The organism is Rhizobium sp. P1_E1 (assembly GCF_056406015.1).
Map to the genome: position 1 here is coordinate 66,346 of NZ_JBFUAY010000011.1, position 16,064 is coordinate 82,409.

11 protein-coding genes are annotated in these 16,064 nt (G+C 62.7%); 3 read left to right on the forward strand and 8 right to left on the reverse strand.

The genetic code is table 11. The features are described 5' to 3' along the window. Positions 1-43: 43 nt before the first annotated feature. From AC1D1Z_RS07045 to hglS, 6 genes are all read right to left on the reverse strand, one after another. Positions 44-1,081, reverse strand: a complete 1,038-nt coding sequence (locus AC1D1Z_RS07045) for an ABC transporter ATP-binding protein (RefSeq protein WP_018244019.1) — start codon at positions 1,079-1,081, stop codon at positions 44-46. After that, the gene (locus AC1D1Z_RS07050; protein ID WP_131605677.1) at positions 1,078-2,745 is read right to left on the reverse strand and encodes an ABC transporter permease; all 1,668 of its coding nucleotides are present in this window, start codon (positions 2,743-2,745) and stop codon (positions 1,078-1,080) included. Before AC1D1Z_RS07050 ends, AC1D1Z_RS07045 begins: the two co-directional genes overlap by 4 nt. A 148-nt stretch (positions 2,746-2,893) precedes the next feature. Then, on the reverse strand, positions 2,894-3,910 hold the full coding sequence (locus tag AC1D1Z_RS07055) for an iron ABC transporter substrate-binding protein (protein ID WP_018448296.1): 1,017 nt from the start codon (positions 3,908-3,910) through the stop codon (positions 2,894-2,896). Positions 3,911-4,121: 211 nt separating this feature from the next. Beyond that, the gene (gene amaB / locus AC1D1Z_RS07060; protein ID WP_130718247.1) at positions 4,122-5,660 is read right to left on the reverse strand and encodes an L-piperidine-6-carboxylate dehydrogenase; all 1,539 of its coding nucleotides are present in this window, start codon (positions 5,658-5,660) and stop codon (positions 4,122-4,124) included. A 25-nt stretch (positions 5,661-5,685) separates the two neighbouring features. Next, positions 5,686-6,969 (reverse strand): NAD(P)/FAD-dependent oxidoreductase, encoded by a 1,284-nt coding sequence (locus AC1D1Z_RS07065; RefSeq protein ID WP_131605678.1) that lies wholly within the window; start codon positions 6,967-6,969, stop codon positions 5,686-5,688. A 68-nt stretch (positions 6,970-7,037) separates the two neighbouring features. Beyond that, positions 7,038-8,468 (reverse strand): 2-oxoadipate dioxygenase/decarboxylase HglS, encoded by a 1,431-nt coding sequence (gene hglS, locus AC1D1Z_RS07070; RefSeq protein ID WP_131605679.1) that lies wholly within the window; start codon positions 8,466-8,468, stop codon positions 7,038-7,040. An 84-nt stretch (positions 8,469-8,552) separates the two neighbouring features. On the opposite strand from hglS, the gene AC1D1Z_RS07075 reads away from it, so the two are divergent. The 3 genes from AC1D1Z_RS07075 to AC1D1Z_RS07085 all read left to right on the forward strand — a co-directional run bounded on the left by AC1D1Z_RS07075 (position 8,553) and on the right by AC1D1Z_RS07085 (position 11,217). After that, positions 8,553-9,461: a LysR family transcriptional regulator gene (locus AC1D1Z_RS07075; protein ID WP_131605680.1), complete on the forward strand. Its 909-nt coding sequence runs from the start codon at positions 8,553-8,555 to the stop codon at positions 9,459-9,461. A gap of 68 nt (positions 9,462-9,529) precedes the next feature. Next, positions 9,530-9,766 carry an Lrp/AsnC ligand binding domain-containing protein gene (locus tag AC1D1Z_RS07080; RefSeq protein WP_003543721.1) on the forward strand — a complete coding sequence of 79 codons (237 nt, stop codon included), beginning with the start codon at positions 9,530-9,532 and terminating at the stop codon, positions 9,764-9,766. Between the two features lie 272 nt (positions 9,767-10,038). Continuing rightward, positions 10,039-11,217 (forward strand): glycosyltransferase family 4 protein, encoded by a 1,179-nt coding sequence (locus tag AC1D1Z_RS07085; protein ID WP_113542531.1) that lies wholly within the window; start codon positions 10,039-10,041, stop codon positions 11,215-11,217. Positions 11,218-11,444: 227 nt separating this feature from the next. Here AC1D1Z_RS07085 and AC1D1Z_RS07090 read toward each other — a convergent pair whose 3' ends face one another. Continuing rightward, positions 11,445-14,756, reverse strand: a complete 3,312-nt coding sequence (locus AC1D1Z_RS07090; RefSeq protein ID WP_131605681.1) for an oligosaccharide flippase family protein — start codon at positions 14,754-14,756, stop codon at positions 11,445-11,447. 88 nt (positions 14,757-14,844) lie between these two features. Next, entirely contained in the window at positions 14,845-16,023 is a 1,179-nt protein-coding gene (locus AC1D1Z_RS07095) for a glycosyltransferase family 4 protein (RefSeq protein WP_113542533.1), read from the reverse strand. Positions 16,024-16,064: the final 41 nt, after the last annotated feature.

Consider the following 16,064-nt stretch of genomic DNA (forward strand, 5'->3'; position numbering starts at 1 on the left):
ACAACAGAGCCCGCGCGTCCGATAGGAGGTGCGGGCTCTTGGTTTAGCTCTCGAAGACATGCGCCTTGCCGGCGATGTCGAGGCGAACGAGGTCGCCTCGCGCCGGAAGCGCGACGCTCGAGGTCTTGATCAGGATTGGCGGCAGGGCGACGCCGTCGAGCGAAACCGCAACAGTGCAGACCGCACCGCCGAACTCCACCTCGACGACACGTCCGCCATAGTTGCGATCGCCGTCATCGGCAACGACACGGATCTGCTCGGGCCGCAGCATGATCTCGGCCTTGCCCTGACGACTGCCCTCGACGGCGACGCGGCCGAGGGCGCAGTCGGCAAGGCCGTTTCGGATGATGGCGGGAAGCAGCACGGCATCGCCGAGAAACAGTGCCGTCTCGCGATCGCGCGGATGCAGATACAATGATTGCGGCGATCCGGCCTGGATCAGCCGTCCTTCCCTGAGCACTGCGACCTGATCGGCAAAGGTCAACGCCTCTTCCTGGTCATGGGTGACGAGAATGGTGGTGATGCCGGCCGCCTGCAGCACGCGCGCAACCGCCTTGCGCATGTTTTCTCGCAGGCCGGTATCGAGTGCCGAGAAAGGTTCGTCGAGCAGCATCAGCCGCGGCTTGCGGCCGAGCGCGCGGGCCAGCGCCACACGCTGCTGCTGCCCGCCGGAAAGCTGATGCGGGCGCCGCGCCAGCATGCCGCGGTCGAGCTCGACCATATCGAGCAACTCGACGATGCGCTTCTCGCGATCGGCTGCGCCTCGTTCGAAGCCGAAGCCGATATTCTCGGCAACGCTTAAGTGCGGAAACAGCGCGCCGTCCTGCGAAACGATGCCGATGCCGCGCTTGTGTGCCGGTACTGTCGCCGGACCGTCCGCGAGCAGGTCGCCATCCAGCGTCACTCTGCCGACATCGGGTTGCTCGAAGCCGGCAATGATGCGCAGCAACGTTGTCTTGCCCGAACCGGACGGGCCGACGACGGCCGTGCGGCTGCCGGCCGAGACCTCGAGCGAAATATCCTTCAGTGCCTGGACAGGGCCATAGCGCTTGCTGATGTTTTCGATCGTGAGCAGCGTCATTGGCCGGCGGTCCGTTTCGATTGGGTATAGAGCATCAGGGTGAGCGGCAGCGACAGCACGACCATCATGAAGGCGTAAGGGGCGGCCGAGACATAGTCGATCTCGCTGGTCAGCGACCAGAATTTCGTCGCCAGCGTATCGACGCCGTTCGGCGACAGCATCAATGTTGCCGTGAGTTCATTGGTGATGCCGAGTGCGGCCAGCGCCACGCTGGCGGCCGCTCCGGGTGCTGCAAGCCGCATGGTGATCTGCCGCACCGCCTGGCCTGGGGTGCGGCCGAGGCCCATCGCGGCGCGCTCCAGCTCCACCGGGGCCTGGGCGATGCTGGCGCGCAGGCCGACCATGGCCCGCGGCAGGAAAAGCATCACATAGGCGACGAGCAGCGTTGCGAAGGTCTGATAGAGCGGCAGCACGAGACGCACGGTGATCGTCACCAGCGCCAGCGCCACGACGACGCCCGGCAGCGAGCCGACATAATAATGGCAGGCTTCGAGCACGCGCTGGAGGCGGCCGGGCGCCCGCACGGAAAGCCAGGCCATCGGTGCTGCGGCAATCGTCGCCAGCACGCCGCCGACAATGGCAAGCACGATCGTCTGCAGGAAAGCGTTGCCGACTTCGATGCGCCAGATATCGGTGCCGCCGAGATAGAGCCAGCGGCCAAGCGTCACCAGCGGCACGCCGAGCGTCAGTACCGCCAGGATGACAGGTAGCAAAACGGCGGGCACCACGAACCAGCCCAGCCGGCGGCGGTCCGTGGGGCGTGGCGAGCCCGAGCCGACGCGGGCATAACGTTCGTTGCCGCGCACCAACACCTCGAAGCCGAGCAGAAAAAGACAGCAGGCGACGAGCACGCCGCCGAGCATGTTGGAAGCCGGGCTGTTGTAGGAGGACTGGAACTGGTCGACGATCGCCGTCGCGAAAGTGTCGAACCGGATCATGACGAACAGGCCGTACTCCGAAAGCAGATGCAGCGCGATCAGCAGCGAGCCGCCGCAGATGGCGAGTCTGAGCTGCGGCAGCACGGCCCGGAAGAAGACCCGCCACGGATTGAGCCCCAGCGAAGCCGCGGCATCCTCGATGGCCGGATCGAGGCGGCGCAATGCTGCTGCGACCGGCAGGTAGAGGAACGGGTAGTAGGCGATGACCGAGACGAAGACGCCGCTCTGCAGGCCGCGCATGCCGGGAACCAGGCTGACCCAGGCATAACTGTGCACGAAGGCGGGCACGGCGAGCGGAGCGATCGCCAGCCAGGCCCAGAGCCGCGCAAAAGGAATGTCCGTCCGTTCCGTCAGCCAGGCGAGCGTCACCGCAAGCGCGATCGACACCGGGATGGTGATCGATTCCAGGAGAATCGTATTGACGAGAAGTTCACCGACGCGCGGTCGGAAGACCAGGGCCTTCACCGTTTCCCAGCCGACATCGTAGGTCACCCAGCCGATGAAGCCGAGCGGCACGAGACTGAAGATCGCGACGACGGTTGCGAGGAGGATCACGGAAGCGTGCGGCATGCGTCCGCGTGGCAAAGCCATTCGCGTGGCCCTCGGCGCGACCGGCGCCTGGTTGCCGGATGCGAGCAATCTGTTGTCCTGCAGCAAGGCCGATGCCTTTACACGCTGAAAAAGGAAGGCAACCGCCTTGGAAAGGCGGTTGCCGGATATCGTCATGCCCTAAGGTTTTCTTGAGCCAAATGCAATAGTTTTGGCCGGAAGACGCCTGCGGCAGAAAGGTCTAAGCATGTCGCGCAAAAGTGTGCGCGGTTTTGCGACGACGACATGCGGAAAACGACAGATCTAAAGTGTGGCGCGCCACGCTTTAGATCAAGCCGGCGGCCGTCATCAGCTCCACGACCTTCTTGCTGTCGAGGGTCGAAGCTTCGACCTTCGGAGCATTGAGATCGGCAAGCGGAGTGAGCTTGTCGTTGGAAGGCGCATCCTTGCCGATGGCATATTCATAGGAATCGCCGTCCTTGAGAACTGCCTGGCCGGCCTTGCTGGTGAGGAACTTCAGGAAAGCCTGGGCTTCCTTCATGTGCTGCGTGGACTTCAGGATGCCGCCGCCCGAAACGCTGACGAAAGCGCCCGGATCCTGGTTCTTGAAGTAGTGCAGGCCGACATTCTTGCTGTTCTCACCGGTTTTGGCCTGATCGCCGAACCAATAATAGTGATAGATGATCGCCCCTTCGACTTCGCCGGCGTTGACCGCCTTCATGGCGACGCTGTTGCCCTTGTAGGGCGTGGCGTTTTCCTTGAGAGCCTTCAGCCAGTCGGCCGTCGACTGCTCGCCCTTGAGCTGCAGCAGGGCGGCGACGATGGCCTGGAAGTCGGCACCGGCAGGTGCTGCTCCCCAGCGGCCCTTCCAAGCCGGATCTGCGAGGTCGAGCATCGACTTCGGCAGCTTGTCTTCGGTGAGCTTGGTCTTGTCATAGGCAAAAACGGTGGTGCGGGCGGCAATGCCGGTCCACATGCCGTCGGCCGGGCGATACTGATCGGGAACCTGATCCAGCGTTTCCTTTTCGATGGGGGCGAAGAGGCCCGCGCCATCGACCAGCGTCATCGCCGGCGAATTCTCGGTCAGGAAGACATCCGCGGGAGAGGCGTCGCCTTCCTGGATGATCTGGTTGGCGAATTGCATGTCGCTGCCCTGGCGCATGGTGACCTTGATGCCGGTCTCCTTGGTGAAGGCATCGATCCATTCACGGCCCAGGCTTTCGTGCTGGGCATTGTAAACGACGAGACCTTCGTCCTGCGCACTAGCGCTGCCAGCGAGCGCAGTGGCGGAGAGAAGCGAAGCGGCAAGCGCGAGGGAAAAACGGTTAAGAGCAATGTTCATGATGGCCTCCGTGACGATGTCACCCGAGCTCTCCAAGGGCGATGAGAGGCGTATATTTTTCCTGACTGCGGATTTCAAGTTTGGCTTGGCCAGAAAAGCCATCACAATATCTTGACTAAATATTTCATATTACAGGGGAATAAATCTCGATTTGGCAAAAAAGGCGACGCTTCCCGAGCGCCGCCTCTCTTTGCAGACTTTTGCAGCCGGCTTATTCGACGTCGAACTTGACGCCCTGCGCAAGCGGCAGCGTCCTGCCGTAATTGATCGTGTTGGTGGAGCGGCGCATATAGGCCTTCCAGGAATCCGAGCCGGATTCGCGGCCGCCGCCGGTTTCCTTCTCGCCACCGAAGGCGCCGCCGATCTCGGCACCGGATGGTCCGAGGTTGACGTTGGCGATGCCGCAATCCGAACCGCGGGCGGACACGAAGGTCTCGGCCTCGCGCATGTCGTTGGTGAAGATCGACGACGACAGTCCCTGCGGCACGGCATTGTGCAGCGCCAGCACGTCGTCGAAATCGCTGTATTTCATCACATAGAGGATCGGCGCGAAGGTCTCGTGCTCGACCGGCCCGGTCTGATCGGGCATTTCGACAAGCGCCGGACGAACGTAGAAGGCGTCAGCCGAACCGCTTTCGACGCGGTCGCCGCCGGTCACCGTGCCGCCGGCTGACTTCGCCTCGCTCAGCGCAGCCTGCATCTTCTCGAAAGCCTGGCCGTCGATTAGCGGTCCCACAAGCGTACCGCTTTCCAACGGATTGCCGATGGTGACGGAGCCGTAGGCCTTCTGCAGGCGCGGCACCAGCTGGTCGTAGACGCTGGCATGGACGAAGAGACGGCGCAGCGTCGTGCAGCGCTGGCCGGCCGTGCCCATGGCGGAGAAGGCGACGCCGCGCAGCGTCAGGTCGAGATCGGCGCTCGGGCAGACGATCGCCGCATTGTTGCCGCCGAGCTCGAGAATGGCGCGGGCAAATCGCTGCGACAAGCGCGGACCGACGGCGCGGCCCATGGCCGTCGAGCCTGTGGCAGAAACCAGTGGGATCTTCGGATGATCGACCAGCACTTCGCCGACCTCGCGGCCGCCGATGATCAGCGTCGACAGATTGGCCGGTGCGCTACCGCCCTCGGCGACGAAACGCTTCAGCGCTTTTTCGAACAGCGCCTGCACCGCAAGCGCCGTCAACGGCGTCTTTTCCGAAGGCTTCCAGACGGTGGAATTGCCGCAGACCATCGCAAGCGCCGCATTCCACGACCAGACGGCAACAGGGAAGTTGAAGGCGGAGATGATGCCGATCACGCCGAGCGGGTGCCAGCTTTCCATCATCCGGTGCTCCGAGCGCTCGGTGGCGATCGTCAGGCCGTAGAGCTGACGGGAAAGGCCGACGGCGAAATCGCAGATGTCGATCATCTCCTGCACTTCGCCGAGGCCTTCGGAGGTGATCTTGCCGACCTCGATCGAGACGAGACGGCCGAGCGCCGTCTTTGCGGCGCGCAGCTCCTCGCCGAGCAGGCGGACCAGTTCGCCGCGCTTCGGCGCCGGCACGGCACGCCATTCGAGGAAAGCCTGGTGCGCCGCTTCGATCGCCGCTTTCGTCTCGGAAACGGAATGTTCCTTGAGTTTGCCGATTTCCTTGCCGGTGACCGGCGAGGTGACGGAAAGCGTGCCGCCGTGATAGCGGCTGGCATCGACGCCGAGTTCGGCAAGCAGCTTGGCGGTTTCGGTGGCGAGATCGAGGACGGCGATGGTCATTGTCGTGTTTCCAATCTTATTGTGCTTAGAAGCGTGCATCRGCGAAATGGGCGACCTGAGCGCCGGCTTCGTACCATATTTCCTTGAGCGCACGGAAGCTCGGTTCGCTGGGCGCGGTCAGCGGCAGCGGCAGATCGGCTTCGCCAATCCGGCCGAGGATATGCTCTGCCAGCGTGCGGCCAAAGACCGTGCCAGGCGCAATGCCGCGGCCATTATAACCCGAAAAGCCGACGACATTCGGGGCGAATTTGTGGAAGCGCGGCAGCGCATTGTCGGTCATGCCGATCTGGCCATACCATTCGCACTCGAATTCGACATCGCCGATAATAGGGAAGAGCCGCTTCAATGCGCGTTTGGCCCAGCCCTTGTGTATGGCCAACCCGGTATTGCGCAGCGCCCCAACACTGCCGAAAACGAGCCGGCCGGCCTGGTCCATGCGGAAGGAGGAGAGGATTTCCTTGGTATCCCATGCGCCTTCGCGCCCCGGCAGGATCGACTGACGCAGATTGTGGCCGAGCGGCACGGTGGCAAAATTGAAATAGGGCAGATGCACCTGTTCGCTGCGCACCTGCTCCCACGGACCGGTGCTGTAGGCATCTGTCGCGACGATGATCCACTCGGCGCTGACTTCGCCGCTTGCCGTCTTCACGGTCCAGCGGCTGCCATTCCGCTCAGTAGCGATGACCGGACTGGATGTATGAATGGCGACGCCGGCCTTGACGGCGGCATGGGCAAGGCCGCGCGCATAGGCAAGCGGCTGCAGCGTGCCGGCGCGTTTGTCGAGCAGCGAACCGGTATAGGCATCGCTGCCGATGCGTTTTGCCGTTTCCGCCGCATCGAGCAGCGTCACGGCTGCGCCGCGGGCGGACCATTGCGCCGCGCGATCCTCGATCTCCTTCAGTCCGTCCGCGCCGACCGCGCAATGCAGCGTGCCGTTCCGTTCGAGTTCGCAGGCAATCTGATGCTTGTCGATCAGCTCCATGACGAGCTTCGGCGCATTGCCGAGCAGATCGAGCAGACGTTCGCCATGCACTGGGCCGAGCACGCTGGGCAGATCGTTGGGCATCACCCACATGCCGGCATTGATCAGCCCGACATTGCGCCCGGCACCGCCGAAGCCGATCTCCTTGGCCTCCAGCAACACCACCTTCGACCCGACTTCGGCAAGATGCAGGGCGGAAGAGAGGCCGGTGTAACCGCCGCCGACGATGACGACGTCGGCCGAAATCGCGCCGTCGAGAGGCGAGGTCGTCGGCGCTTCGGGCGCTGTCTTTTCCCAGAGGCCGTGGGAGCGCGGATCATTCAGCATGGCTCAGTCCGATCAGAGCGAAATCGCGGATACTCTAATGCATAAGAGAAAGTGTTGAACCTGCCATTTCACGCAACGGTCTTCAGCGGCAGGCCCGCAAGGTCGAGCGCGGCCAGCGCCGATTCCAGCGATGCAGCCTGGCGTTCGGCGTAAAGTGCCAGCTCGTCCTGAACGGTAGCACCCAGTGCTGCCTCGAAGGCGTCACGGTTCGAACGGGTCGCGTAGTTCTGCTGCTGGTCGGTGCCGAGGTTCGACTGGAAGATGCCGGCCGCGCTGACGGGCAGGAAGTCTTCGTAGACGATCGGGGTGAAGGCAAGGTAACCCTTGGCGATCAGCGCCTCCGGATCGCCGGGCAGCATGCTGCCGAGCGCGGCGGCAATGCCCGCAGGCGTCGCGGCATAGCGGAAGTAGGCCAGATCCGCCCTGCGCAACTCATCCCAGCTATCCGGCAGTGCCTTGAAACGCGCGGCGAGTTCGTCGTCGTAGGCGCTGGCCTTGGCGCCGCCGGCGCCGACCTGCACCTCGCCGCGAACCGAGGCGAGCAGCTGGTCGTAGAGCGCCCGGCCCTTCGCCGTCAACGCCACGCCGCGCTGTTCGATCTCGCCGAAGCGGGCGGTATGCGTCCCTTGAATCGCACCGTCATCACCGGAAAAGGCGATCGTTTCCTCCAGCGCCTTGAAGCTCGTCTGTCGCAGCAGGATATCGCAATGACGGCGCGGCGGCCCTTCGATGACAGCCTTCGGCGTGATGCCGCGTTCCGGCATGCGGGCCTGGACCGCGTCGATATCGAGCGTGCGCGGCGTCAGATGGTTGATGTGCGGCCCCTTGAAGCTGACGACGTCGGCGATCAGCCGATGYGCATCATGCAGCCGCTTATAGGTTTCGGCGCTGACTGTCGCTTCGCCATGCCAGCGGAAGGTTTCCAGCGCCTCGGCGACGAATTCCGTCGCTTCCGCCTCGGTCAGGCCGCCGTTCTGCTCGTGGCGCTCGATCAGCGCGACGGCACGCGGCGTGTAGATCCGCCGTTTCGCCAGAATGGCTTCGGCTTCGCCGCGCAACCCCTCGTCCTCGATCAGCTCCAATCGCAACAGCGAGGTGAAGACGCGGAATGGATTGACGTTGAGCGCTGCCTCGTCGATGGGCCGGAAGCTGGTGGAATGAACCGGCACGCCGGCGACCGAAAGATCGTAGTAGCCAACCGGCTGCATGCCCATGACCGCAAACAGCCGGCGAATGGTGAAGAGCTCGTCAGCCGTACCGAGCCGGATGGCACCGTGGCGCTCGACATCGATGCGCTCCAGCTCGCCGGCCTGGGCCAGACGTTCGCGCAGATCGGGATCGTTTTCGAGGCAGCCGGCATTCACATCCGCCACCAGTTCGATCAGCGTGCCGTATTGCGGCACCTCCGCCCGGTACATCTGCGACATCGCCTCGGTGAACAGCGATCGGATGCGGTCTGGGGAAACGAAGGCTTGCGGCATTGGGAAACTCCGGCTCATTCCGTTTTTGCAGGAAGAACCTCTTTACACGCGCGACAAAGCCGCAAATATCGCTATTTCGGAAATAGCCCATTCTGAAATGGAATGACCATGCTAACGTCTAGACGTTTTCTGCCATCGATTTCGCATCTCGCCGCCTTCGAGGCGGTTGCCCGCACCGGCAGCGTGACCGCAGCGGCGCGCGAACTCGATCTGACGCAGAGCGCCGTCAGCCGCCAGGTGAGCGCGCTGGAGGAGCAGCTCGGCGTCGAGCTCTTCCTGCGCGAACGCCAGACCATGCGGCTGACGCTTGCCGGCGACGGATATGCCCGCGAGATTCGCGAGGCGCTGCGGCGGATATCGAGCGCCTCGCTCAACCTGCGCGCCAATCCGCATGGCGGCACGCTCAATCTCGCCATCCTGCCGACCTTCGGCACGCGCTGGCTAGCGCCGCGCCTGGGGCGCTTTCTCGCCGCCAATGCCGGCGTGACCATCAATCTGGTGACCCGACTTTCACCCTTCGATTTCCGCCTCGATTCGATCGACGCCGCCATCCATTTCGGCCATCCGCACTGGCCGGGCGCCGAACTCGCCTTCCTGATGTCGGAGCGCACGGTGCCGGCCTGCAGTCCGGATTTTCTGAAGCAATATGCGATCTCAGGACCGGAGGATCTGCTCGCCGTTCCGCTTCTGCATCTGACGACACGTCCCGACGCCTGGGAGCAGTGGTTCGCCAGCAACGACGTTTCCTTCGAAAACGTCCACGGCATGCTCTTCGACCAGTTCGCCACGGCCGCGCAGGCGGCGATCGCCGGCCTCGGCGTCGCCCTGCTACCAACATTCCTGATGCAGGAGGAGATCAGGCGCGGCGATCTCGTCGCCGCTGTCGACCGTGAAATGGAAAGTCGCGAGCGCTATTATCTCGCCTTTCCGCCCGAGCGCGCCGATTATGCGCCGCTTGCCGCCTTTCGTGACTGGATCGTCGCGGAAGCCACCACCAACCCGTCTGTGTGACGAACGGCTTGCATCGGCATGGCGCTTTCGACCATTATGCCTACCAAACAACATTGCAGGAAATCTCCATGAAGCCGATCTTCGTCCAGCTCCAATGCGCACCCGGCAAGACCTATGATGTCGCCGACGCTATCTACCAGACCGAACTGGTCTCGGAGCTCTATTCCACAAGCGGTGACTACGATCTGCTGCTGAAGGTCTATATCGAGGAAGGCCAGGATATCGGCAAATTCATCAACGACAACATCGCCAATATTCCCGGCATCGTCCGCTCGCTGACCACGCTGACCTTCAAGGCATTCTAGAGCAATTCCAGCAAAAGTGCGTCGCGGTTTTGCCAGGCAAAGCGTGAAACGCTTTTGCCGGGAATTGCGTGAAAACAAAAGAGATAGAGCGTTTCCGTGATTCGAGAAAAACGGAAACGCTCTAAATTCCCGTCAGACACGGTTAACCCTTTTCGCGAAGATTGGCCCTCGCAAGCGGTCGCCTAAACCGCGCCTTAACGCCGGGCATATCTGGTCGTTGTTATCACGGGCCCGCATCAGCGCGGGCCGGCACGTGCAGCGATAGGTGGAAAATGTCGATCGTCGAGGCAGATAGGGTGCGCGCGAAGCCGAAGTTGGAAACAGCTCCGCTGATCGTCCATGTCGTGCGCCAATTCCTGCCCAATCGCGGCGGCTTGGAAGACGTGGTCGCCAATCTCGCCCGCCAGACCGTGCGCCGCGGTTACCGCGTGCGCGTCGTCACGCTGGATTCGCTCTTCACCGCGCCTGAAGACAAGCTGCCGCTTCGCGAAGATATCGACGGCATCGAGGTGGTGCGCATTCCCTGGTCCGGCTCCAGCCGCTATCCGCTGGCACCGCAGGTTTTCCGCCATCTCGCCGATGCCGATCTCGTCCATGTCCACGCCATCGACTTCTTCTTCGACGCGCTCGCCTGGGGCCGGCTGCTGCACGGAAAACCGATGATCGTCACCACCCATGGCGGCTTCTTCCACACGCGGAAATACGCGGCAATCAAGAAGATCTGGTTCCGGACGCTGACCCGCGCTTCAGCGATGGCCTATCGCCGCGTCGTCTGCTGCAGCGCCTCCGACCTCAAGCAGTTTTCCGAGATCGTGCCAGACAGTCTCCTGATCGAAAACGGCGCCGATATCGGCAAGTTCGCCGACACCGCATCACGCCGGGCAAAGCGCCGCATCGTCACGATCGGCCGGTTCTCCGTGAACAAGCGCATCGACCATCTGCTCGATGCGATGGCCGCGCTGAAGACCCGCGACCCGGAATGGCATCTCGACATCGTCGGCGCCGAATCCGACCTGAACCGGGCGGATGTCGAAGGCGCAATTGAACGCCGTCATCTTTCCGGCCGCGTCACCCTGCATGTGTCGCCCGACAACGACACCATCCGGCGCATCATCGCAGAATCCTCGATTTTCGCCTCCGCCTCGGAATATGAAGGTTTCGGCCTGGTGGCGCTGGAGGCGATGAGCGCCGGCCTCCTGCCGGTGCTGAACGCCAACGATGCCTTTGCGACGCTTGCCGCCCGGCATCCCGTTCTCATGCTTGCCGATTTCACGAATCCTGAGACCGCCGCCACGGCGATCGAAACGGCCTATGAAGACCTTTCGCGCCAACCGGACGTGGTGCGGGCCGGGCTTCTCGACGCCGCGCGCGGCTATTCCTGGGATATCGTCGCCGAACGCTATATCGATCTCTACAGATCGCTTGATGTCGTCGCCGCGGAAAACATCTGATCCCGCCTAAAGCGCGTCGCGATCTTTCAGATTCGCTTGCCAGACTTTAGATCTTTGCTTTCCGCATGTCTTCGGCGCAAAACCGCTGCACACTTTTGCGCGACATGCTTCAGAGCAATTCCAGGAAAAGTGCGAAGCGGTTTTCCGTCCGGAATTGCGTAAAAACAAAAGGCTAGAGCGGTCCTGCGCTTCCGTCAAAAGCTGAACCGCTTTAGCTGAAATCCCGGTCATGCTCTGGCGAGACGGATGATCTCGTCGAGCACAAATTTGCGTGATTGCGGCGGCGTCAGATTGTGGTCGGCATCCGGCAGCATCAGCAGGCGCACGTTCGGATAGCGAGAGAGCCTGGCGCCGCGCGGCCCGAAGTGGAAATAGACGTGGTCGAGCCCGACATCGCCCTCGCTGTAGATCAGCGTCAACGGCACCCTGCGCTTGCCGAACAGCGCGAAGGAGTGCCGGACCTCGCGGGCGATATGGCGCCGGTCGGGAAGCAGCTCGAGCACCGGCGCGATCCACGGCGACAGCCGGCGGCCGGCAGCGATGACGATATTCTGCAGCGCCGAAACAACATCCACCTGGCCGCGCAGCAGCCGCTTCAGCGTGTCGAGCCGCGCCAGGCGCTGGCTGTAGTCATCCAGGCTGCGGGGAACGGAGACGACATGCTCCCTGCGCACCGGCATGTCAGGATCCCAGTAATAGACGAAGGGATTGATCGACACGACAGCCTTCAAGCGCTCGTCGGCGACGCCGGCGCGGAAGGCGACATAGCCGCCGCTGCATCGGCCGGCGACCATGACCGGGCCGGCGACGACGCCTTCGAGCAGATCGAGCGCGGCGACCGCATCTCCGGTCTGCGTATCGGAATAAAGTACCTGTTCCGGTGCATCCGGCCGCGGCGGGCTGTCGCCGACATTGGCGGAATCGAAACGCAGCGACACGACGCCTTGGCGGGCGAGCTCGCGCGCCATGTCGACCGTCGTCCGTCCCCAGCCGGCATGCCGGTCATAGGCCGTCGACAGAAAGAGCACGGCATTGCCCTTGATCTCGCCGAGCGGCCGGCTGACGACGCCGACCAGATGATTATGGCTTCCGAAACGGACAGGCGTTTCCGCAAAATCATCGCCGGCAAGCAGCGGGTTGTCGATCACCGCCGGCGAATGGGCGGCGGATGTCTCTGTCGTTGTTGCCTCCAGCCACGTCGTCAGCAGCGCGACGACAGCCATCGGCGTCTTGGCAAACAGCGGATTGGTGGCGAGTTCGTCATAGCCTTCGAAGGCCTTCTGCTCGACATCGGCGCCAAGCGCTTTCAGCGCATCGGCAAAGCCGGTATCCTCGGCCTTGGCAGGACGTTCGAGGATCAGATAGCGCGAGGCTGCGAGCCCCTGCGGCGAGGCGATGTTGAGCTTGCCGAGCTCGGCAGCGATTTCCTCGGGCATGACGAGCCCGGCGATCTGCACCTTCGCGGTCTGGACATGCTCCTTGCCGAGGCCGAGATCGGCATCGATGATCTTGGACCACATGTTGAGTTCGCGCAGATAGGCCCTGCCGCTCAGCACCGGCGCCAGCATGACGAGGCTGTCGACGCCTTCGATCGAAGAACCGACGCGGTGGGCAAGCGTCGCGCCGAGGCCCTGCGCGATGAGGATGATACGGTCACAGCCGCTCAGCGACTTCAGCTTGTCAGCTGCCGCACGGATCGAGTTTTCCCAGGTTTCCAGCCTTGCCGGCAGCGCCCCGAAATCGAGCGCGTCACCGGTGCCGCGATAGTCGAAGCGCAGGCTCGGCACGCCAATATCCGAGAAATGCTCGGCCGCGACGCGGAAGAATTTGCGGCTGCACATCTCCTCGAAACCCCAGGGGCTGACGAAGAGCACGGCGGCCGAACGTTTCTTCGTGAGAGGATTCTCAGGCATGAACAGCCCGATCGTGCCGTCGAAGACGACAGGCAGGGCAGCGTTGCGTCCCGCCCCCTCGGCCGGTTCCAGCGAGAATTCGCCGGGCGCGACTTTGGCGCGATCGGGATCGCCGGGAAGCCGCGGCGCGATGAAATTGATCGCGTGGCCAACCGGTCGCCGCAGCAGGGACGGCATCTTGTCGAGAATGGAGCGCATGACTTCGACATCCTCGCCCGGCACGGCGCGCAGCACACGGAGCGCCGCGAAATAGGCGAATGCGCCGGCGATGATCGCGCCGACCAATCCGGCCGGACCTTGGACGAATTCCAGCACGGAAATCGCTCCGCAAGCACAGAGGACGGAGGCGAGCGTCACCTTCGTCAGGCTTGCGTAAAGACCCGAAAGCTGGGATCCGAATCCTGTCTGTCTGATCATCATCACCGACATCGCAACGAATACGAGGATGCGCACAAGTGCAGCACCCTCGGCCGCAAGCCTAGGTACGATCAGTAAACAACCCGCTACCATCAGTAGGCCACCTATCACACTGATGTTCAGGCGGGAGCGGGCCCTGTCCATCGACAGCAGGTAGAGGCTGAGGATCTGCATGAAAGTATAGGCGGGAGCGACGAGCGCAAGCAGCGCCACCACCGTTCCGCTGCGGCGGAACGCTTCGCCGAACACCACGAGCACCAGTTCGCTGGAGATCGCGGCAAGCCCGAGGCTCATCGGCAGCACGATATAGGCCATGCTGCGGGTGACGGCGGCGAAGACCTCGACCGGCAATGTCGAATCGTCGCTGCTGTGGCGCCGCTCGGAATAATAGGGCAGCAGGCTGCCGGTCATCTGGATCGGCAATTGCAACGCGATATTCGCGATCGACAGGCCGACGGCATAATAACCGACCATCTCCACCGACCAGAACTGCTGCAGGAAGAGCAGCTCGAGCCGGTTGAGGAAAATGGAATCGATGATGAACTGGATCGACAGGATGACGGAGGAAGAGGCGAGATATTTCAGCGAGACCCCGCACCAGTCGCGCCGTGCAAGAAGGATCGGCAGCGTGGCGAAAAACAGGACCAGCTGGCCGAGCGCATAACCGACGAGAACACCCTCGACGCCATAGAAAACGGCACCGACGGCAACGCCGGCAAGCTGCACGATCGAGACGGCGACCGTCAGCTTAAAGAAAGCGCCAAGCTTCTTTTCGCCGATCAGGTAGAATTTGACGAAGGATCCGATCGCCTGGATGAAGAACAGCACGCCGGTGACCAGAGCGACGGATGGCGCGGTGTCGGCCCAGTGCATCTTTTCGGACGTCAGGAAGAACAGCGCGTAGAGCGCCAGCAGCACGACGGTCGAGAACATCATGAAGCTGACGAGGATGGCGGCAAAACCCCGCCGGCGGCGCGCATCGAAACCCTCCGCCGAAAGTTGCGGCAACGTCTTCAGCAGTGTGATGCTGGAGCCGAGCTCGGCAATCGAGGCGCCGGTCACCACCAGCCAGAGCGAAAAGGCGACGATGCCGTTGGCTTCCGGCCCGAGCAACCGCGCGGTTATGATCGAGGAAACGAAGCCCGTCAGAAGCAGCAGCATGCCTGCCGCCGCGTTCATCACCGAGTTTGCGATAATACCCTTCGACATCTGTCCATCCGTCAGGATCGGCCTACCGCCGCATACCCGCCATCTCTAATGCGAAAATGTTAAAATAAAGCGGAGTGACGACCTCAGCTTAGCTGGCCTGCATCGCCGTCAATGTCTGAAGCGCCTTCTCGTAGCTGTTTTCCGCAAGGTAGCGCAGCAGGAACTCCCGCGCCTTCCCGGCCTTCTCTCGTGCACGCTCGGGCGCGCGGAAAATTTCCCTCAAGTACCCGGCCGCCGCCTCGGGTGAGGGGTCGGCCCAGACTGCACCCTCGAGCCCGGCAAATTCGGGATGGGTATCGACCACAGGAATAAGGGGAGAGCCAACCAGCCAGCTATTGTCGGGATCGCAGAAATCTACTGTTCCCGACCAGGCCGTGGAAATGATGGGCGTATGCTGCATGATCGCCTCGGCAACCGTCAGCCCGAAACCTTCGGAACGATGCAGCGAAAGATAGGCGTCGGAACAGCGGATGAGGCCGTTGATATCGGAGTTCGATAACCTGTCGGTGACGATCCTGATCCGGTTGTCGCCCTTAACCGAAGCGACCAGTTCGCGCAGGCCTTCGTCCTTGCCGATATCGCCGCTGGCCTTCATCAAGAGGAAGGCGCTGGGGCATTCGGCGGCGAATATCCGGAAGGCCCCGATGACGGCCTGCGGATTCTTCCGGTTGATCGAGGAGCCGGCGCTGAAGATGAAGCTGACGAGAAAGGCGTCTTCCTCGATGCCGAATTTCTGGCGCATGCCTTCGGTCGCCGGCTTCTCGGTGACGGGATGCGGAACGACGATGACGGGCGCCGTGGTGAGAGGCGCAATCGCCCGCCTGGTGAATTCCGACGGCACGAAGACGGCATTCATGTAATGCATCGCATTGCGCCACTCCGCCGGCACGACTTCGAGCTCCCAGGCGAAATAGCCGATGTTGAAAGCGCGGCTGAAATTCGCAACGCCCTTCTTCAGGATGGCGCGCGGCAGCATCGGCGGATTAAGATGCCAGATCCGGCTTCCCGCCGGTTCGGTGGAAAGATGCGACGGCGTCCATCCGGCGAATGAATTCTCGTCAGGATGCGTGCTGACGTCGGAGAGTGAAATCGCCAGCCCCGCCTCCGACAATGCGTCAGCGCAGAGCCTTGCCGATTCGCCGACACCGACCGCCATCGAGAGATAACCGACGACTTCCACCGGCCTGCGTGGGTTGAAGGCAACACGCGACCGCGGGATCAGCCGCTGCAGGACATGGGCGCGCAGAAGGCGGTATATCGTTCTCAAATCACGGTCTTTCCCAATGGATCGGCATCATTCTTCGCAGG

Excerpts from the sequence above, each read along its gene's own strand:
- AC1D1Z_RS07045 (WP_018244019.1), bottom strand. The coding sequence starts at position 1,081 with ATGACGCTGCTCACGATCGAAAACATCAGCAAGCGCTATGGCCCTGTC.
- AC1D1Z_RS07050 (WP_131605677.1), bottom strand. The coding sequence starts at position 2,745 with ATGACGATATCCGGCAACCGCCTTTCCAAGGCGGTTGCCTTCCTTTTT.
- AC1D1Z_RS07055 (WP_018448296.1), bottom strand. The coding sequence starts at position 3,910 with ATGAACATTGCTCTTAACCGTTTTTCCCTCGCGCTTGCCGCTTCGCTT.
- amaB (WP_130718247.1), bottom strand. The coding sequence starts at position 5,660 with ATGACCATCGCCGTCCTCGATCTCGCCACCGAAACCGCCAAGCTGCTT.
- AC1D1Z_RS07075 (WP_131605680.1), top strand. The coding sequence starts at position 8,553 with ATGACCATGCTAACGTCTAGACGTTTTCTGCCATCGATTTCGCATCTC.
- AC1D1Z_RS07080 (WP_003543721.1), top strand. The coding sequence starts at position 9,530 with ATGAAGCCGATCTTCGTCCAGCTCCAATGCGCACCCGGCAAGACCTAT.
- AC1D1Z_RS07085 (WP_113542531.1), top strand. The coding sequence starts at position 10,039 with ATGTCGATCGTCGAGGCAGATAGGGTGCGCGCGAAGCCGAAGTTGGAA.
- AC1D1Z_RS07090 (WP_131605681.1), bottom strand. The coding sequence starts at position 14,756 with ATGTCGAAGGGTATTATCGCAAACTCGGTGATGAACGCGGCGGCAGGC.